Raw genomic sequence first — 19,928 nt, 5'->3', positions numbered from 1 at the left:
GAAACGCATTAAGAATTGGTTGCGGGGGCCGGATTTGAACCGACGACCTTCGGGTTATGAGCCCGACGAGCTACCAAGCTGCTCCACCCCGCGTCCGTTTAAGTACTGTCTATTTCAATACTGTCTATTTCAATACTGTCTGTTTTAATACTCTGAATTGCGAAAATTGGTTGCGGGAGCCGGATTCGAACCGACGACCTTCGGGTTATGAGCCCGACGAGCTACCATGCTGCTCCATCCCGCGTCCGTTAAGAACCTATTTTATGCTTTCCTGCATCATTAATGCCTGCTGGAATAGGTTCCTCATTCGCAAATATCGAACTATTTCATTGTGTTGGTTGCGGGGGCCGGATTTGAACCGACGACCTTCGGGTTATGAGCCCGACGAGCTACCAAGCTGCTCCACCCCGCGTCCGATTCGGGCACTATACTCAGGATCAGATCTGTTGCAAGTTTTTTTATTAAAAATTGTTTGTTTCGTTACTTTTTTGATTAATTACTCTGCATGCTGGTGTTTTTGTATGCGTTTTTTCGCTGTTTCGTTAAGTTATTTTTTTGTAGTAAGTTTCATTATTTTTGTTGGTTTGGTATTGTTCGCCGTTAGGCAATGTCGGTAAGAGAGAAGGCAGCAATGACATTCTGGAGTAAGTACGTTCTGTGTGGGATCGTGATTTCACTGTTAGTTGGATGTCATTCCCGTCCAACAGCCCAGGGCCAACAATATAAAGATGGTCATATCACTCAGGATTTATTGCTGGTTAATCAGCCCAATGCTCAGGGCAGGCCGGTTAATGCTAAAGATTTTTCAGAGCAGGTGATGCTTATTAGTCAGTCTGCTCCCCGCCTGTATAATCGTAATAGCTCAACTTTTGACGCAGTTCAGAACTGGGTGCTGGCTGGCGGTGCAACCAGTAAATTAAATTTGTTTAATTTACGCGCTTACCAGATGGAAGGTGTGGATAATTACGGTAATGTTCAATTCACGGGTTATTATACGCCGGTGTTACAGGCCCGCCGCGTTAAACAGGGGGAGTTTAAATATCCCTTGTACCGTATGCCGTCTAAAAGCAGATATCATTTACCAAGCCGGGCCGCGATATACAATGGTGCCCTCAGCGCCAGCCTGATCATTGGCTACAGTAATTCTCTGATTGATAATTTTATTATGGAAGTGCAGGGCAGTGGTTATGTCGATTTTGGTGACGGCGAGCCGCTGACCTTTTTAGGTTATTCGGGTAAGAATGGACAGGCTTATCGGAGTATTGGCAGGCTGCTGGTTGAACGCGGAGAAATCGCGCAGGAAGATATATCTATACTGGCGATTCGCAAATGGGTTGAATCACACAGTGAGGCAGAGGTTCGTAAGTTGCTGGAACAGAATCCATCATTTGTCTTTTTTAAACCTGAATTTTATGCCTCGGTGCGGGGAGCGAGTGGCGTTCCTCTGATTGCAAAAGCCTCTGTGGCCGCTGATAAAATGCTTGTTCCACCAGGAACAACATTGCTGGCAGAGATACCTTTGCTGGATAACGAGGGTAAATTTACCGGTCAGTACCAGATGCGCCTGATGATTGCACTGGATGTCGGCGGTGCAATAAAGGGGCATCATTTCGATATCTATCATGGCATTGGTGATGAGGCGGGTACTGCGGCGGGTTTCTATAACCACTACGGCCGGGTTTGGGTGCTGAAAGAAGAGCCGCCTGCTATGCTAATGGTAACTCAGTAATTTCTTTCTATAAATTTTATAACAGGTTTTCAGGATTGATATTCAGTGATGCAAGCTTCTCTTTCTGATGCATATATGCAGCGCTTTGCGGGTACAGCCCGTTTATATGGTCAAAAAGCGCTTTCTTTGTTTTCTCATTCCCATGTTTGCGTAGTGGGTATCGGTGGTGTGGGTTCCTGGGCTGCCGAGGCGTTAGCTCGTACAGGAATAGGCGCGATTACCCTGATTGATATGGATGATGTCTGTATCACTAACACTAACCGCCAGTTACATGCGTTAAGACAGCATGTTGGACAACCAAAAACGGATGTGATTGCTGAACGTATTCTGGCGATTAATCCTGAGTGTAAAGTCACTTGTATTGATGATTTTCTCACGCCAGATAATGTTGAAGAGATGATGGCGGGTGGATTCAGTTATGTCATTGATGCGATCGATAGTGTCAGGCCAAAAGCCGCGCTGTTGGCTTATTGTCGTCGTTATAAAATTCCGTTGGTAACAACCGGTGGTGCGGGTGGGCAATTGGATCCTACACAAATTCAGGTTGTTGATTTAGCGAAAACGATTCAGGACCCTTTAGCGGCTAAGTTGCGGGAAAGGCTGAAATCTGATTATCACGTTGTGAAGAATGGTAAAGGTAAGTTGGGAATTGATTGTGTGTTTTCAACTGAGCAGTTAGTGTATCCACAGAGTGATGGTTCTGTTTGTGCCGCTAAAAGTACTGCGGAGGGGACGAAACGTATGGATTGCGCATCAGGTTTTGGTGCCGCAACAATGGTCACGGCGACATTCGGATTTGTTGCAGTTTCCCATGCATTGAAAAAGATGGTTGCTAAAGCGCAACGTCAGGGCTCGCTTTAATATAATTTTTTGCGGCGCTTTGCACTGCATGAATCAGCGATTTCACGCCATTCAACCGTGAACCGCTTAACTGTTGCTCCAGCCCAAGTTGGTGGAGCAGCGCCAACAGGTTAGTTGCCAAAACTTGTTGCGGTGTTTTTCCTTCCACCGCCGTCAATATCACCGCCAGCAGGCCTTTTACAATGCGGCCTTCGCTATCGCCATAAAAATGCAGGTGACCATCTGACAGTAATTGATGTCCTAGCCAAACCCGGTTTTCACAGCCAGACATTTCGATATTCTGTTGTTTCAAGTTGTCAGGTAGTGCAGGTAGTTTCTTGGCTAGCAGGATTAACTGGCGATAGCGATCTTCCCATTGGCGGCATTGATTAAAGGTTTCAACCAACTGTTGCTGGCTAATTTCTTTGCCAAATGGATGTGGTGCGGTCAGGTTTTCTGCGGCTTGAGCCATATTTTATTCATCCTGTAATAGAGAAAGGCCGAATTTTACTGCTTGAACTAAAGAATCGGCATCCTGCTGATTGTTATAAGGCATAAAAGAAGCACGCAAACAGCCGTTGATACCTAAAGCCTCAATTAGTGGTTGAGCGCAATGCTGACCGGAGCGTAAAGCAATATTTTGTTCTGCCAAAATAGCTGCCAGATCACTGTGATGAATACCGGCAAAATTAAAAGCCAACAGGCTGGAACCCGCAATGCGATAACTGATAAATCCGGGTAAAACGGAAAGTTGTTGTTCGGTGTAGTCGGCGAGTGTGATGGCATGGGTTTCTGCTTTGACGATATCAATATCTTTTAGCCATTCCAGCGTGGCAGAAAAACCAATAACACCTGCAACATTCGGTGTCCCTGCTTCAAACCTGAATGGTACAGCTTCCGGTGTGAAACCGCTGAATGAGGCGTGGGTAAGCATTTTTCCGCCGCCTTGCCAGGGAGACATCGCATCAAGTAACTCACTTTTGCCGTAAAGTACACCAACACCATTTGAACTATAGAGCTTATGAGCGGAAAACGCGTAGAAATCGATATCTGATTGCTGAACATCAACGGGATTGTGAACAACTCCCTGAGCACCATCAACAACGACCAGACAGCTATGTTGGTGCGCTATTTTTGTTATTGCAGTCAGATCGACCGCTCCACCGGTCACATTGGACATTTGGCTGATTGCTATTAATCGGCTGCGTCTATTCAGAAGTTCAGGCAGCGTGTTGATATCCGGTAATTTGCCGTTGCCTAAAGGCCATTTTATCACTCTGGCACCGATTTGTTCCGCCAGCATTAACCAAGGGATCAGGTTGGAATGGTGCTCCTGCTCACTAACGATAATTTCATCACCGGGCTGAAGATGGGGACGGAAATAATTTTGGGCAACCAGATTGATAGATTCTGTTGTGCCTTTTGTCCAGATAATATTTTCGGCTTGTGGGGCGTTGATGAGTTCAGCAACCCGTTGCCGGGCATTTTCATAGCGAGATGTGATTTCCAGCGCTGTGTGATGTTGGCTGCGATGTACAGTAGTACTACTGTATTGATAATAATCCTGAGTTACCTTTATCATGGCTTGTGGTTTCAGGGCAGTTGCTGCGCTGTCCAGGAATACAGTTTGTTGTTGCAGGGCTGGGAATTGCCGGCGGAACTGTTCTGGTTCGAACTTTTTCATAGTGTTTTAATTAGGTTTCGTGGTTATTGATTAGATTATTCTATTGATGATGATCCGCTTGTTTCTGGCTGAAAATGGATAGGTTGTTACATTGAATAATATTGCCATGTTCCAGCTATTATGACAAAAAAAAGCACTGCAATCGCAGTGCATTAAAAATCACTAAATCACTATGGACAGACAGGGTAAATGTACAGGAAGTGAAAAAACAGTAGCTTAAGCTACACAGTCTGGTTTCCCAGACAACTTGCAAACACAACATCACAACCACAAAGCCAAAAGTTTCATAGCGTTACAACTAATTCACTTTTCGTTCCGGCTTAGGAAGTGGCGCCACTATAGGGATTTACTGGTGTATCCTCAATGGACAATTTATAATGATTTGGATTACAAAAACTAATAACTAAATATAAAGAGTTACCGGTATCACTAATATTGCATAAGGGCTCACATGTCCAAACGTTTACCACCACTGAATGCGTTGCGGGTTTTTGATGCAGCGGCGCGCCATTTGAGTTTTACTAAGGCGGCTGAAGAATTATTTGTGACGCAAGCCGCAGTTAGCCACCAGATGAAAAGCCTGGAGGATTTCCTTGGGTTGAAGTTGTTTCGTCGTCGCAACCGATCATTATTGTTGACTGAAGAGGGGCAAAGCTACTATCTGGATATTAAAGAAATATTCACATCAATCAATGAAGCAACGCGTAAACTTCAAGCACGAAGTGCTAAAGGTGCTTTGACTGTCAGTCTTTCACCCAGTTTTGCTATTCAGTGGCTGGTTCCAAGGTTGTCTAGCTTTAATTTAGCTTATCCGGGAATTGATGTCAGGATACAAGCGGTAGACAGAGAAGAAGAGAAGCTTGCTGATGATGTTGATGTTGCTATCTTTTATGGTCGTGGAAATTGGCTGGGGTTGCGAACGGATCGTCTTTATGCGGAATATTTGCTCCCCGTTTGTGCACCTTCGTTACTGACCGGGGAAAACCCGTTGAAAGTTCCCGCAGATTTGGCACGCCATACATTGTTACACGATTCTTCCCGTCGTGATTGGCAGGCTTATATACGCCAGCTTGATATGCAGCAACAGATAAATGTTCAGCAAGGGCCGATATTCAGCCATAGTGCAATGGTGATCCAGGCCGCAGTTCATGGTCAGGGGATTGCACTGGCAAATAATGTTATGGCTCGGACTGAAATTGATGCCGGGCGCTTAGTGTGTCCATTTAATGATGTGTTAGTGAGTAAGAATGCATTTTACCTTGTCTGTCATGACAATCAGGCTGAGTTGGGGAAAATCGCAGCATTCCGGCAATGGGTGCTGGCACAGGCAGCCAGTGAGCAGGAGAAACTGGGCTTTATTACCAATGAATAAGAAAAAAATAAGGTATTCGGGCTGTAAGAACTCTCAGATATAATGTGAAAAAGGAAGATAACAGTGAATAGTCGTTTGATGCTTATCTTTGCTGGCTTCAGTGGTTTTTTCTATGTGGCGTTTGGCGCTATCGGGTCGCATTTCTTATCCCCGATGATGGCGAAATATCAGATAAGTTGGATTGATCTCGGCCTGCAATATCAAGGTATTCACACTTTGGCAATGATGGCGATGTCTGCCATGCTGATGCGTAGAGTTATTCTCTGGTTTTACTGGAGTGGTGTCTTTTTCGCGGTAGGCATTTTGTTGTTTAGTGGCAGTCTCTATTGTATGGCTTTATTGCAGGTTAAATTTTTTGCTTATATTACCCCAGTTGGAGGGTTCAGCTTTCTTATTGGCTGGCTCTTAGTGTTAATTGGCGCTTTGCGTCTAAGGAAATCGGCGCTTCGCCATGAATAAAATTGCTTTATATTGCCGCCCTGGTTTTGAAAAAGAGTGCGCAGCAGAGATCACCGATAAAGCGGGTCGAAAAGAGATTTACGGTTTTGCCCGGGTAAAAGATAACAGTGGTTATGTCCTGTTTGAGTGTTATCAACATGAAGACGCGGATCGGCTTATTCGTGAGATACCATTCCAGGAGTTGATTTTTGCTCGTCAAATGTTGGTCGTGGGTGAATTATTGCGGGGTTTATCGCCCGAAGATCGGATAAGCCCGATTATTGGTATGTTACAGGGCGTCATGGAGCGTGCAGGCGAGTTGCGGGTTGAAGTGCCTGATACCAACGAAAGCAAAGAGTTACTGAAATTTTGCCGGAAGTTTACTGTTCCGCTGCGTAATGCGATGCGTCAGGAAAAGCTTTTGCTGATTAGGGAAAATGCTAACCGTCCGGTAATACACGTTTTCTTTATTGCTCCGGGTTGTTGTTATGTTGGTTATTCTTACAGTAATAATAACTCGCCATTTTATATGGGCATTCCACGGCTGAAATTTCCTTCAGATGCTCCAAGTCGCTCAACATTGAAACTGGAAGAAGCTTTTCATGTTTTCATTCCTTATGACGAATGGGAAGAGCGTTTGGCGAGTGGTTTGTATGCTGTTGATTTGGGTGCATGTCCTGGGGGCTGGACTTATCAACTGGTGAAACGCAGTATGATGGTTCATGCTGTGGATAATGGCCCGATGTCGGAAAGTTTGATGGATACAGGGCAGGTTAAACATCACAAAGTTGATGGTTTTAAATTTGTACCTTCGGCAAAAAATATTTATTGGTTGGTGTGTGATATGGTGGAAAAACCAGCAAAAGTGACTCAGTTAATGACAGATTGGCTGGTTAATGGCTGGTGCCGGGAAGCTATTTTTAATCTTAAATTACCAATGAAAAAGCGTTATGAAGAAGTGGCGTATAATTTGCAGAAGATGCATCTGCAATTAAAGGAAAATGGTATCAATACGCAAATTCAAGCAAAGCATCTGTATCATGACAGGGAAGAAATAACTGTTCATGTCCGACGTATTTGGTCTGCTTATGCCGCCAACCGGGATGATTATTGATTAACTTATGTTCATCAGTATCCTGGAGTAAATCCCGAAAACAACGCTTCTCAAATCGCCTCAGTGATATTCTGAGGCGATTTCATTTTCAGTATTAGTTAATATTATTGTATTTTATTTCTCATTCTTATGTGGAATAAAAGCACACATTAAAATGATTTATTTCATTTATTCAACAAAAAACGATTAATCGATATTCTATGGTGAGATCATCATGATTTAATGTAATAATTAATATTGTTTGATTTTTGTCTGGCGAATGTTGGCTTTTAACTTGACTTAAGGTAAATAATAAATTCAATGTATCATTTTAATTTTTTAATCATATATTATATTAATAATGAAATAATTAATTGAATTGAGACTGTAAATTATAATGAATGTTTTGTTGTTTCTTATTTTGTTGTGATTTTGATTTATTTATTTATTAAATATATAATAACTGAATGTTTATTTTATATTGGTTAATTTTGATGTTTTATTGATATATCTCATTTATGTTAAATAGTCGTTGTGATAGGTATCAAGATAAATATAATATTATTTCTGTATTCTGTATTCTGTATTCTGTATTCTGTATTCTGTATTCTGTATTCTGTATTCTGTATTCTGTATTCTGTATTCTGTATTCTGTATTCTGTATTCTGTATTCTGTATTCTGTATTCTGTATTCTGTATTCTGTATTCTGTATTCTGTATTCTGTATTCTGTTTTTAATATAATTTAATTAACTCTGTTTATGTTCCTATTTTTTATTTATAAATCATAAATTCAATTTAACTTTATCAAGATGGAATCATTAAGAATAAAGAAAGTATTAATTTACTATTATATATATTTTATTTATTGATTTCATAAAGTTGTTGTTACTTTGATTAACAATAACATTCTGGTTTTGTATGGATGTCCCCTAACTCAATTTACTTTCAGGTGCCTCAGAATGCCTAACATTGCAATCAAAGGGTATCTCTTATTTCGTATTTGGTCTGTTTATTTAGTTAACGGTGATAATTGCTAATCATAATTATTCATAATAATTCTATAAAATTTTTAAATTTTACTTTATGGACAGTTAAATAATAGATAATTTAGTGATAATAAAATATCAATAAGAAATTAGCGGTGTTTTTTTCGTCTTAAATAGTTATGTGATATAAAACAATCGCTTATTTGTTTTATGTTATTTTTATCACGTTTATATTAAAAAAATATGTTAATTGCTTTTTACATAATTAACTTTAGTGTTACGTTTGTGTGAAAGGGATTTTCATTGTTATTTGTATGGCCAGGAGGGGCCATTGTTCTCAGGTTTTATTGACTTGTATTTATTTAAATAAAAATTCTAAGCCCTGCATTTATGGAGAGATATATGTCTTTAAAGAAGAAAATTTCATACTCGGAACTTATCGGCTCGGCAAAGGCAAATGAGCTTCAGGCACAGTTACAGGCTTATGTACCAGGCAAGGATCCTAATATTGTTGTTGAACATGAGCCAAGTAAAAATGCTGCAAAAGAATTAATTCGAGGTGATTATCGCTGGGGGCATCAGGGCGACGATAAATCGGAAGCTTTCCAATTAACTTATAGTTTCCTAGAGAGTAAACCGGAGAATATGCCTTGGCATATTTCTGAGTTTTCAGCATTTAATGAAGAACAAAGAGCTGCTGCGAAACTGTCAATACAATCTTGGTCTGATGTCGCTAATATTAATTTCACTGAAACAACTGATTCGGATAAGGCTCACATTACCTTTGGTTTCTTTGACGTTAGTTTGAGAGGGAGCTACGCGTTTGCTTATCTTCCCAGCCCTGAATCGAAACAATCAGGAACCTGGTATAACCTGCAAAGCCACACCTTCTCAGAGAATGATATTGGTGTGAACGGTTATGGGCGTCAGACTTTTACGCATGAAATTGGTCATACATTGGGGTTAGAGCACCCCGCTGCTTATAATGCGTCTGATAAGGAAAGACCAACTTATAAGAAGAGCGCCACGTATTTTGAAGATAGCCGCGCTCATACTGTCATGAGTTATTTCGGTGAAAAAAATACCGGACAGGACTTTAAAGGTATTTATTCTTCCGCCCCATTACTTAACGATATTTCGGCCATTCAGGAAGTCTATGGCGCTAATAAGACCATCCGTACAGATGACACGATATATGGTTTTAATTCCAACACAGATCGTGACTTCTATACCGCAAAAGATGAAAACAGCAAACTGTTGTTCACCGCTTGGGATGCGGGTGGTAATGACACATTTGATTTCTCTGGTTTTACTCAGGATCAGCGTATCAACCTGAATGAAGCTTCCTTCTCAGATGTCGGCGGCCTGAAAGGAAACGTCTCTATTGCCCGTGGTGTAACGATTGAAAATGCGATTGGTGGCAGTGGTAATGACATTCTGATCGGAAATGACGCAGAGAATGTTCTTAAGGGGGGGGCCGGTGATGACATTATCTACGGTGGTCTGGGCGCAGATCAGCTTTGGGGCGGGGAAGGCAAAGATACATTTGTCTACCTAAGCGCTAAAGAATCACCACCTCTTGAGCGTGATTGGATCCATGACTTCGTTTCCGGTGAGGACAAGATTGATGTGTCGTTGTTCGATCTGGGTGAAGCAGGGAAAGGTGGCGTTAAGTTTGTCAGGGAGTTTACTGGCGCAGTCGGAGAAGCAGTGCTTCGCTATGATACGGTGAACAAGGTGAATGATTTCGCTATTAATTTGGGCGATGAATTCTCCTATGATGATTTTTGGGTGAAGATTGTCGGAGAGCCGATATTAGAGTCTGATTTTATCCTTGCATAATACAAAAACACAACCGCATCTGACTGGATGCGGTTATTAGTTTGGAGGCGGAATGACTTGTTCAGCCCGGTATCTGAAATTTGTGCTCTTTATTTCTCTTGTATTCAGTGTTATCGGAGGAAGTATGGCAAGTAGTCTTCATCTCCCATATGCCAGTGAATTAAAAGGCGTGTGGCAACTGTCGGATGAACATCAGCAATGTGATGTCTCATTGACTGACCAACCATTACCTGAAGGTTCAATTTGGTCACTTAGCGGTGATAGCACCTGCTTGACCGATATGTTTGGTGAAGTCCCTGCCGGGTGGCGGCCTACGCCTGATGGCATCACGATTACCGATGAGGAGGGCAGTGGTTTGGCTTTCTTCGCTCAGGAGTCAGATGGCTGGTTTGCCCGCTTTGCGGGTGGCCGGGAATTGATGATGAAGCCCAATAAGAAAAGTGGATAGGGCGGGGAACGTTAACGTCAGATGGCGATTTTTTTTAGAAAGATAAAAAAATATATCAAACAGTGATTAAGGAAATACTGTGAAATTACATCTCCCGAAGGATGAAATTACTGATGTTATTCGTGCCCGTAGCCGGGTGTTCTGGACTATCGGGTTGTTCACTGCCTTTATTAACCTGCTGATGTTGGTTCCATCTGTTTATATGTTGCAGGTTTATGACAGAGTGTTGCCATCGGGCAATGAAATCACTTTGCTGATGTTGACTCTGATTACTCTTGGCATGTTTACCATGATGGGTATGCTGGAATATATCCGCAGCATGATTGTCATTCGTATCGGTAGTCAGCTGGATATGAAATTGAATAATCGTGTTTATACCGCATCTTATGAATCAAATTTGAAAAATGGCACAACAGATGCGGGTCAGATGCTCAATGATTTGGCAAATATTCGTCAGTTTTTGACCGGCAATGCCTTGTTTGCCTTCTTTGATGCCCCTTGGTTTCCAATCTATCTGTTGGTTATTTTTCTTTTTAACCCTTGGCTTGGTTTGTTGGCATTGGTCGGTGCTCTGGTCTTAATTGCCCTTGCTGCGCTGAATCAATGGTTATCAAGTCAGCCTTTATCCGAAGCAAGTCAACTCTCTCTACGCTCAGCCAGCCTTGCCAGCACTAATTTACGTAACGCAGAAGTGATAGAAGCGTTGGGCATGTTGCCGGTGCTTCGCCGGAGATGGTTTGGGTTGCATGAACGTTTTCTGAATTTCCAGCGCATTGCCAGTGAACGGGCTTCTGTGATTAATTCCGTCACTAAAACCGTGCGTATGGCATTACAGTCGCTGATCCTCGGATTAGGGGGGTGGTTGGCGATTGGCGGGCATATCACGCCGGGAATGATGATTGCGGCTTCAATTCTGATGGGGCGTGCGCTTTCACCGATTGAACAACTTATTCAAGCCTGGAAAGGCTGGAATGGTGCCCGTTTATCATGGCAACGGTTAACAAACCTGTTAGAACAACAACCAGAACGGAAACCGGGAATGTCATTACCCGCACCAAAAGGTAATTTGGCTGTGGAAAAAGTTTCCGCCGCGCCTCCGGGAAGAAACAGCAAGGCTGTTTTACAGGATGTCAGCTTTACGCTGGATGCGGGAGATGTATTGGGATTAATTGGCCCCAGTGCTTCCGGGAAATCGACCCTTGCCAGGTTACTTGTTGGCATATGGCCTGCACAGGAAGGTGTTGTACGCCTAGATAATGCCGATATTTATCAATGGAATAAAGATGAACTGGGTTCCTCAATAGGCTATTTGCCGCAAGATATTGAGCTGTTTGGCGGCACTATCGCTGAGAACATTGCCCGTTTTAATGAAGTGGAGCCGGAAAAGGTTGTTAAGGCGGCACAGAAAGCAGGTGTTCATGAACTGGTATTGGCTCTTGATAAGGGTTATGACACGGTTATTGGTGCCGGAGGGGTTGGGTTATCGGGTGGGCAGAAGCAGCGAATTGGTCTTGCCCGCGCGTTATATGATGAGCCGTCATTAGTGGTCTTGGATGAACCTAATTCCAGCCTGGATGAAGCAGGGGAAAGAGCGCTGAATGAGGCTATTGCCCAACTGAAAGCGCAAGGAAAAACAGTGATTGTGATTACTCATCGCATGTCATTGTTGTCACAGACAAACAAAATATTGTTGCTGGTTCAGGGCAAAATGAAGATGTTTGGCTTATCTCAGCAGGTGATAGCGGCTTTATCGCAACAAAATCAGGAACATTCTGCGGCCAAGGCAGTAGCACAGGCATTATAAGTAAATAGGCATTCAATCATAATAATATTAAATAGCTGAGACGGAGATTTCTGTCCGGGAGTGGATATGTCTGATCAGATTACGCCGGTAAGAGATGGAAAAGGATTGTTGCCTCTGGAAGAAAGGCATTTTTTGCGACTAGGATGGTTAGTGATTGGGGTGGGGATCCTGGGGTTTCTTATTTGGGCAGCATTGGCACCGTTGGATAAAGGGGTTGCCTCTTCAGGCGTGGTGGTGGTGGATGGCAACCGTAAAACAGTTCAGACCCCGGCAAGCGGTATTATCAGCCAGATTAAGGTTGTTGAAGGCGAAACAATCAAAGCGGGTCAGACACTGGTCCAGCTCAGTCAGGTGCAGGCAAAAGCCCAAGTTGATGCGCTTCAGCATCAACTGCATACCACACTGGCAACGGAAGCCCGTTTATTGGCGGAACAGCATGGTGATGAAACTCTGATTTTCCCTGAAATATTACAGCAATTACAATCTGAACCCCGGGTGAAAGAGATCATCGTACTGCAAAAACAACTGCTTGCATCACGTCGTGAAATGCTGCAAAGCGACTTGGAAGGGCTTGAGCAGTCTGTCGAAGGCACAGATTTTCAGATTAAAGGGTTGAAATCTTCTCTTGTCAGCAAGCGTGTGCAGCAGGTGGCGCTTAAGGAACAGATAACTAATCTTAAATCTTTAGCGGATGAGGGTTATTTCCCGCGTAACCGTTATCTGGAGCTGTTGCGTGAGCAGGCTGAACTCAACAGTGGCATAGCGGAAATGGTAGGGCGTGCTGGTCAGCTTGAAAAACAGTTACAGGAAACGCAGCAGCGTATTATTCAGCGTAAAGCAGACTATCAGCGGGAAGTTCGCACTCAATTGGCGGATGTGCAGGTTGCTGCCAGCGAATACAGAAATAAGCTGGATACAGCCCAGTTCGAACTTACTCATACCTCAATTGTCGCGCCAGTTGATGGCACGGTTGTCGGATTAAATGTTTTTACGCAAGGTGGTGTTGTTGCTCCTGGCGAAAAATTGATGGAAATCCTGCCGGATCAGATGGCGCTTGAGGTAGAAACCCGTGTTGCGGTTAATTTGGCAGATAAGATTAGTAAAGGGATGGATGTGGATCTGATGTTCACTGCTTTTAACCAGAACCGGACGCCAAAAATTGAAGGGAAAGTGGTTATGGTTTCCGCAGACAGGTTGGTGGATCCCGCAACCAACCAACCTTATTATCAGATGAGAGCCGTTGTTTCTCCTGGCGGGATGGAAAAACTGAAAGGGTTGGATATCAGGCCAGGGATGCCGGTTGAGGTCTTTGTTAAAACGGGTTCCCGCTCCTTGTTTAGTTATCTGTTTAAGCCATTGGTGGATCGGGCTTCAACATCGTTGATAGAGGAGTAATTATGAAATTGAATCATGCTTCTTTATCAGTGGATTTGCTTATTCTTTTCAGCATCAGTTTATTCTCTTTTCCTGCATGGTCGCTAAGTTTGACCGAGGCTTATGCGCTGGCATTAGAAAATGATCCTACTTTTCTTGCTGCAATAAAAGAGAAGGAGGGGGGGGCTGAGTACGAAAAAATTGGCCGAGCAGAATTGTTACCTAAAGTGATGATGTCTTATCAGAATTCACCGAGGAACAGGCAACATACGGAATATCCCGCTGGCTATGATCGTCAGGGAAATAGGATCACCGAAACCCGGGATCGCCAATATCGCAGTTATAACGCAGCGATTGTGATAACTCAGCCATTGATGGATTTTGAAATATTGGCGCGTTATAAAGCTAGTCAGGCTTACACTTTGATGAGTAATGAACGTTTTCGGGCAGATTTTCAGCAACTGGCTGTCCGGGTCGTGAATGCTTACGTGGATGCGGCTTATGCGCAGGATCAGATTGATTTAGTCGTGCGGCAGAAAATGGCTTATGAAAAACAACTGGAGCTGAATAAGAAATTGTTTACTTCTGGTGAAGGGACTCGCACTGATGTGGTGGAAACTCAATCCCGTTACAGTCAGGCGGTTGCGGATGAGATAGCGGCCAACGACGATTTGGATGCGGCCATCCGGAGTTTGCAATTGATTGTCGGTGTTCCTCTGCCAGTTGATTTACCGGTACAACGATTAGCCGATAAAAAACAATTTCAGATATCGCGGTTGTCGCCTGGCCGTTATGAGGAATGGGAAAAATTGGCATTAGCTAACAATCCGGTTTTGGCCGCTTCCCGTCAGGAAGTGAAAGCCGCGTATCATGAGGTGCAACGTAACCGGGCAGGTTATTTACCTAAGCTGGAACTCTATGCATCCCATTCTGAAAACGAATCCAGCAGCGATAATACGGTAGATCAAAAATATCGAACCGATACCATTGGCTTGCGAATGAGCATGAATATCTATAATGGTGGCGGAACGTCTGCCGCTGTGCGTCAGGCAGCGGCACAATATGGCAGAACTAAATATGATCTTGATGCTCAGGCGGGCGAAATCCTCAATGCATTACGACGCAACTATAATCAGTACCTGAATAGCGAAAAACGGATTAATGCTTATGAAATGGCTGTTGAATCAGCCAGCTTGCAGGTAGATGCGACCAGTAAAAGTGTTGTTCTTGGACAGCGGGTGAATGTGGATGTCCTGAATGCAGAGCAACAGTTATATACTGCCCGGCGTGATCTTTCTCAGGCAAAATATAACTATATTAAAGCCTGGATCGGCCTGCTTAATGAGGCCGGAGAATTAAAAGGCGAACATTTGGACAAGATAGCGGGTTATTTTCGCTAGTTTGCAGTTGTCAGCCGGAGTTGTTGCAGATTGCCTGTTAAAGCCAGATCGGTACGTAATGACGCAACTTCCCGGCTGATAAAAGCGATTTCTTTATTTGACGCCAGTTTGTTGCGCCATTTATCGGGCTGTTGATCGAGGTTCTGGAAAAGGTTATCCAATGTACCGGCCTGTTGCAATAAAGTGGCTGCGGTTTTAGGGCCGATTCCCTGGATCCCAGGGATCTTACTGCTACTGACACCCGCCAGGCCCCAGTAATCAGGTAACTGCTCTGGTAAAACGCCAAATTCTTGTTGAACAAATGGCATATCCAACCAGCGTTTCTGGAAGTAATCCCGGATACGGATAGTCGGTGAAAGTAACTGGCAATAACCTTTATCGGTAGAAACAATTGTCACATTGTGACCAGAGGAAGCGATTTTTACTGACAGCGTTGCTGCTAGATCATCGGCTTCATGCCCTTGGGCATGCCAGCAGGCAACCCCTTGTTGCTCAAATGACGCTCTGATCTGCGGCATTTCTTGTTTCAAATTGTCAGGCATTGGTGAACGGCCCGCTTTGTAGTCAGGCAATATTTGGTGGCGCCAGCTATTACTGCGATCTTCTTCATCGAATACGGCAACAGCGTGTGTGGGATTGGTATGTTGGATCAACTGCCTTAACGCATGTTCACAAGCGGGAATGCATGGGCTACCCTGCACAGCGTGAATACGGCGGATAAGGTTAAGGGCATCAACAATCAGAAGATGTATCATATGGGTCACTATTCAGCATTCAGCAGAGTTATGCTCCATCCGTGGAGCAGACATCATTTTCTTTTGGGGCATTTTAACTGATAATTTCGTAGCAGGGTTCGTAGGCTGTGCCTCCTGGTAGTTTCATTCGGTGTTGTCCCACAAAGTTTTTCAACAGATTATCCATACGGCGCATTATTTCAGTATCACCGTGGATTTTGAATGGGCCATGTTTTTCAATTGCTTGAATACCAATCTCTTTTACGTTACCTGCAACAATCCCAGAGAAAGCGCGGCGTAGCGATGCCGCCAGTTTTTCCGGCGACTGATCGGGATAGAGATTGAGATTAACCATGTTTTCATGTGCTGGTTCGAATGGCTGTTGCAGATCATGGTTGATCTTTATTGACCAATTAAAGCTGTATGCATCACCGGTACTGTGTCGGTTATCTTTCACTAATGGCATCGCTTTTTTCATTACCTGGGCAACTTCCGGCGCATTATCAATAATAATGTGATAGTAGCGTCGCGCCTCTTTTCCTAATGTGTGAATAATAAACTCATCCATGACTTGGAAATAGTCTGCACTCGCCTTCGGGCCGGTAAGAATCAATGGCAGCACTTGCCCCTGGTTTTCCGGGTTCATCAGAATACCGAGCAGATAGAGTAATTCTTCTGCTGTGCCGACGCCGCCTGGGAAAATAATGATGCCGTGAGCAATGCGAACGAAAGCTTCCAGACGTTTTTCTATGTCTGGCATGATAACCAGTTCGTTCACGAGTGGGTTAGGGGGTTCGGCCGCAATGATGGAGGGCTCAGTGATACCGATAAAGCGGCTATTTTTATAATTCTGTTGGGCATGTCCTACAGCCGCACCTTTCATCGGTGCTTCCATTGCACCAGGGCCGCAGCCGGTACAGATGTTGAGTCCACGTAACCCAAGCTGATTACCGACTTTACGGCCATACTGATACTCTTGCTTACTGACTGAATGGCCTCCCCAACAGACGATCATATTGGGATCTTCATCGGTATGCAGCGCTCTGGCGTTACGCAGAATAGAGAATACTCTATTGGTGATATGCGCACTATTTTCCAGATCGAGATGATGCTGTTGTGCTGAATCGGTAATCTGAGCATGAACAAACAGAATATCCCGAAGTACGGCGAATAAATTAGCTTGTAGTGAATGGATAATTTTCCCATCAACAAATGCATCTTCTGGTGGGTTCACCAGTTCCAGTTTTACCCCGCGCTCACGGCGCAATACATTAATATCAAAATCTGTGTATTTAGAGAGCAGCTCTTTACTATTATCGGTTTGGCTACCTGAATTGAGTACAGCCAGTGAGCAGTTGCGGAACAGCCGATACAGATCACTTTTTGCGGTACTCTTTAGCATATCTACTTCAAGTTGAGATAATAAATCCATTGAGCCGAGTGGGTTGATATGAGTAATCAAGAATGACTCCTTTATACCGTGTATGGGTTACACATCAATATCACTAAACTGAATGTATTACATTGCCTATTTCAGCTTATTTTGTACAAACGGCACTCAGAAAAGTGATTTATTGACGTGCCAGTCTGCCTGTCGTTGGAATAAAGTCTTCATTATTTGTGCGCCACGGATTGATATCTAATCCTCCGCGTCGAGTATAACGCGCATAGACTGAGAGCTTTTCTGGAGCACATAACTGTTGTAAGTCATTGAAAACACGCTCAACACATTGCTCATGAAATTCATTATGATGCCGGAATGATATGAGGTAACGTAACAATGCTTCCCGATTGATTTTTGGTCCTTTGTAGCGAATTTGGATAGACCCCCAATCAGGTTGATGGGTAATCAGACAGTTGGATTTCAGCAGATGGCTAACCAAAACTTCTTCCACCCGTGGGCCTTGTGCTGCACCTTGCAGATAATCACGATTGAAATTATATTCAGTCACTTCAATCTCCTGATTGTCAATACATTCACCGGTAAAAGCGGAGATGGGTTGGTTATTGAAATGATCTAAATGATGAAGTGTTACTTCCACATGACCTTCAGCACAAGCGGCCAGATCGCGCTGTAGTGTTTCTTCAACAATTTGCCAGTTTTCAAAACGGGTCTGATTAAAGCTGTTCAGATAGAGTTTAAAACTTTTAGATTCAATCAGGTTTTTACTCACTGCATTCAAGCTGACATGCCCGACCGCAACTTGCGGCAGACCACGGCTATTCAGCCATGATAGTTCATATAATGTCCAGATATCAGCACCGTGAAACGGTAAATTATCAGGGAAAATTTTCAGCGGCTCACGGTTCATATTGCGGGGTATCGCTTGCAATAAGCTGGCATCATATTGGTCACGATATAAAGTGGTTTTACCCAGTGTAAGTTGCTCAAGAGCTTGGTGATCCTGATATAACGACATGTTATTCCTTAAAATCTGATGGTAGTAATAGTAGTCATCATTCAAGTGTAACAAGTTATGGTGTTTGTCAGAATTTTATTTGTTGGCCTATTTTATTAATCGGCCTTGGGAACCTCTGTTTTTTAGCAAAAACCGCCGTAAACCCTTGCCCAGTGCGGGCGGGGATATAAGGCGAAAAGCCCAGAGGGCTTTCAGGTTGTTGACCAACCCATTTAAAAACATCCTCAAATATATAAGCAGAATGCTACACATCTGCTGGATTGAGGACGTAATACCATTAAGAAACTTAAATAACTGATATTGTTGTAAATAGAGCATTTCCAGCCTTATCACCACTTTCCAGCATTTAATATATCGCATTCCCCATTATCAGGCTTAAACAACCCGCTTTTGATCACATTTCACACTATCCATTCAGACAGGCAATTAATACCACATTAGAATAGTTTTCTTGTGTCACTATAAAGTTATCAATATTTCCTATGGAAAGATGATCGTTTTATCACCGAAGCCAGATTAACTTAAGAGGAAAGAGAGAATGAATTAAGCATATCGCAGGGAAACATGGAATACTATGCCACAATAGTAAAACACAGCACAACATTCAGCCTTAAGCGGCATCCTAAATGGCAGGAAATACTTTATTTTGGCCGCGCTCAGAGAATATGATCGAATCATCAAATGTATCTACGTTCTGGACTATGCTGATAATAAAACGTTAAGGCAATTTGTTCAGCAGGCCCTGAACAGAGGTGAAGCTGAGAAGAGCAATAGCATCAGTCAACGGAAATCAATTTCGTGGCGGCAGCGACTATCAGATAGATCAATGGAATGACTGCGCCAGGCTGATAGCTAATTGCGTAATTTACTATAATTCAGCAATATTATCAGGTCTGGTTGAAAAATTTGAGAAGGAAAATAATAAAAAAGCGATAGACGTTCTGGCTAATTTATCTCCAGTAGCATGGGGACACATTCTTCTTGGCGGAAATTATTCATTCGAAGATAAAGCGGCGATCACAAGTCTGGACAATCTTCTGGAAGGTGTTGATCCGCTGAGCGATGAAGAAGATGAAGAGCACGAATAAAATCAATAACAGGATGATAAATAATGACTTTTATGTGAGAGGTGGGACTTTTGGAGGAAATGTGCGCGGAACCCCTAACAGCGGAATGACATCGGTAAACCGTATGGTGGGAACAGGAGAGCGCACGGGGAAGCCGACCACTGGAAACGGTGGTCATCTTTAAGTCCTGTCAGATATCGTCACCTCTGACTTGAGCGTCCATTTTTTTGGATACTCGTCAGGGGGGCGGAGCCTATGGAAAAACACGATGCGGCTGACTTGTCTCGGACTTTCTTTTCTTGCTTTAGCCCGCAATGCTCGCCGCAGTATTGACTAGCGTAGTCTGTTAATATGTTATACTGCCATTTACGGTTTGAATAAGAAACGTGAGAGTAAAACTGTAAGTTTCTGGGCAAATGCTCTCGCTAGTCCAATTATTCATTACCTAAAATGCCAGTAAGTATTTTACATTTAATGGAGATTGTTATGGGAATTAAACCAGGACCTAAACCTATTGCTGAATCAACAGGAAAGGAAGATAAACGACAGAGAGTGACACCGGAAAATAAGCCTAAACATCCGGATTTGAAAGAGCATCAACACAAAAAGGGTGAATAAGAAGTTCGTTTCAGAATTTTATCTGGAGAACGTCTCTCTGATACGCGAAAGAATAATCCGACGGGAATATTGCCAAA

At 43.3% G+C, this 19,928-nt stretch carries 16 protein-coding genes, 3 tRNA genes and 1 pseudogene; 12 read left to right on the top strand and 8 right to left on the bottom strand.

What is annotated here, in order from left to right; genetic code table 11:
* Positions 1 to 16: 16 nt before the first annotated feature.
* The 3 genes from ACUN2T_RS22645 to ACUN2T_RS22635 all read right to left on the bottom strand — a co-directional run bounded on the left by ACUN2T_RS22645 (position 17) and on the right by ACUN2T_RS22635 (position 412).
* Positions 17 to 93: transfer RNA gene (locus ACUN2T_RS22645), tRNA-Met, on the bottom strand.
* Positions 94 to 167: 74 nt separating this feature from the next.
* Positions 168 to 244, bottom strand: a tRNA-Met gene (locus ACUN2T_RS22640).
* A 91-nt stretch (positions 245 to 335) separates the two neighbouring features.
* Positions 336 to 412 (bottom strand) — tRNA-Met (locus tag ACUN2T_RS22635).
* Between the two features lie 219 nt (positions 413 to 631).
* Between ACUN2T_RS22635 and mltA the strand changes: the two genes are divergently transcribed.
* Together mltA and tcdA are read left to right on the top strand one after the other, a co-directional pair.
* Positions 632 to 1,729, top strand: coding sequence for a murein transglycosylase A (mltA, locus tag ACUN2T_RS22630; RefSeq protein WP_445495152.1), 1,098 nt, complete (start codon positions 632 to 634; stop codon positions 1,727 to 1,729).
* 48 nt (positions 1,730 to 1,777) lie between these two features.
* Positions 1,778 to 2,590, top strand: a complete 813-nt coding sequence (gene tcdA / locus ACUN2T_RS22625) for a tRNA cyclic N6-threonylcarbamoyladenosine(37) synthase TcdA (RefSeq protein WP_445495151.1) — start codon at positions 1,778 to 1,780, stop codon at positions 2,588 to 2,590.
* Here the strand turns inward: tcdA and csdE are convergent.
* Together csdE and csdA are read right to left on the bottom strand one after the other, a co-directional pair.
* Positions 2,562 to 3,041: a cysteine desulfurase sulfur acceptor subunit CsdE gene (gene csdE / locus ACUN2T_RS22620; protein ID WP_445495150.1), complete on the bottom strand. Its 480-nt coding sequence runs from the start codon at positions 3,039 to 3,041 to the stop codon at positions 2,562 to 2,564. The two genes, tcdA and csdE, sit on opposite strands and share 29 nt — an antisense overlap.
* A 3-nt stretch (positions 3,042 to 3,044) precedes the next feature.
* Complete coding sequence (gene csdA / locus ACUN2T_RS22615) at positions 3,045 to 4,253, bottom strand: cysteine desulfurase CsdA (protein WP_445495149.1); 1,209 nt, start codon at positions 4,251 to 4,253, stop codon at positions 3,045 to 3,047.
* A gap of 451 nt (positions 4,254 to 4,704) precedes the next feature.
* Between csdA and ACUN2T_RS22610 the strand changes: the two genes are divergently transcribed.
* The 8 genes from ACUN2T_RS22610 to ACUN2T_RS22575 all read left to right on the top strand — a co-directional run bounded on the left by ACUN2T_RS22610 (position 4,705) and on the right by ACUN2T_RS22575 (position 15,012).
* The gene (locus ACUN2T_RS22610; protein WP_445495148.1) at positions 4,705 to 5,625 is read left to right on the top strand and encodes a transcriptional regulator GcvA; all 921 of its coding nucleotides are present in this window, start codon (positions 4,705 to 4,707) and stop codon (positions 5,623 to 5,625) included.
* Positions 5,626 to 5,688: 63 nt separating this feature from the next.
* On the top strand, positions 5,689 to 6,084 hold the full coding sequence (locus ACUN2T_RS22605; RefSeq protein ID WP_445495147.1) for a DUF423 domain-containing protein: 396 nt from the start codon (positions 5,689 to 5,691) through the stop codon (positions 6,082 to 6,084).
* Entirely contained in the window at positions 6,077 to 7,177 is a 1,101-nt protein-coding gene (gene rlmM, locus ACUN2T_RS22600) for a 23S rRNA (cytidine(2498)-2'-O)-methyltransferase RlmM (protein ID WP_445495146.1), read from the top strand. Before ACUN2T_RS22605 ends, rlmM begins: the two co-directional genes overlap by 8 nt.
* 1,357 nt (positions 7,178 to 8,534) lie before the next feature.
* Positions 8,535 to 9,986, top strand: coding sequence for a serralysin (gene prtA / locus ACUN2T_RS22595; protein WP_445495145.1), 1,452 nt, complete (start codon positions 8,535 to 8,537; stop codon positions 9,984 to 9,986).
* Positions 9,987 to 10,110: 124 nt separating this feature from the next.
* Entirely contained in the window at positions 10,111 to 10,434 is a 324-nt protein-coding gene (locus ACUN2T_RS22590) for a protease inhibitor Inh/omp19 family protein (protein WP_445497959.1), read from the top strand.
* Positions 10,435 to 10,513: 79 nt separating this feature from the next.
* The gene (locus ACUN2T_RS22585) at positions 10,514 to 12,238 is read left to right on the top strand and encodes a type I secretion system permease/ATPase (RefSeq protein WP_445495144.1); all 1,725 of its coding nucleotides are present in this window, start codon (positions 10,514 to 10,516) and stop codon (positions 12,236 to 12,238) included.
* 66 nt (positions 12,239 to 12,304) lie between these two features.
* A complete protein-coding gene (locus ACUN2T_RS22580) occupies positions 12,305 to 13,633 on the top strand; it encodes an HlyD family type I secretion periplasmic adaptor subunit (protein WP_445495143.1) in 1,329 nt (442 codons plus the stop codon).
* A 2-nt stretch (positions 13,634 to 13,635) separates the two neighbouring features.
* Positions 13,636 to 15,012 (top strand): TolC family outer membrane protein, encoded by a 1,377-nt coding sequence (locus ACUN2T_RS22575; RefSeq protein WP_445495141.1) that lies wholly within the window; start codon positions 13,636 to 13,638, stop codon positions 15,010 to 15,012.
* Here ACUN2T_RS22575 and xni read toward each other — a convergent pair.
* The 3 genes from xni to queF form a co-directional block, all read right to left on the bottom strand.
* On the bottom strand, positions 15,009 to 15,767 hold the full coding sequence (xni, locus tag ACUN2T_RS22570; protein ID WP_445495140.1) for a flap endonuclease Xni: 759 nt from the start codon (positions 15,765 to 15,767) through the stop codon (positions 15,009 to 15,011). The two genes, ACUN2T_RS22575 and xni, sit on opposite strands and share 4 nt — an antisense overlap.
* Before the next feature lie 73 nt (positions 15,768 to 15,840).
* On the bottom strand, positions 15,841 to 17,208 hold the full coding sequence (gene ppnN / locus ACUN2T_RS22565; RefSeq protein ID WP_445495139.1) for a nucleotide 5'-monophosphate nucleosidase PpnN: 1,368 nt from the start codon (positions 17,206 to 17,208) through the stop codon (positions 15,841 to 15,843).
* Positions 17,209 to 17,317: 109 nt separating this feature from the next.
* Positions 17,318 to 18,166, bottom strand: a complete 849-nt coding sequence (gene queF / locus ACUN2T_RS22560) for an NADPH-dependent 7-cyano-7-deazaguanine reductase QueF (RefSeq protein WP_445495138.1) — start codon at positions 18,164 to 18,166, stop codon at positions 17,318 to 17,320.
* Positions 18,167 to 18,809: 643 nt separating this feature from the next.
* Here queF and ACUN2T_RS22555 point away from each other — a divergent pair.
* A pseudogene (locus ACUN2T_RS22555) lies at positions 18,810 to 19,254 on the top strand (Tn3 family transposase); the annotation flags it as partial.
* Positions 19,255 to 19,719: 465 nt separating this feature from the next.
* On the top strand, positions 19,720 to 19,851 hold the full coding sequence (locus ACUN2T_RS22550; protein WP_445495137.1) for a hypothetical protein: 132 nt from the start codon (positions 19,720 to 19,722) through the stop codon (positions 19,849 to 19,851).
* Positions 19,852 to 19,928: the final 77 nt, after the last annotated feature.

The organism is Photorhabdus machadonis (assembly GCF_052657765.1).
This window is presented reverse-complemented; position numbering and strand designations above follow the sequence as displayed.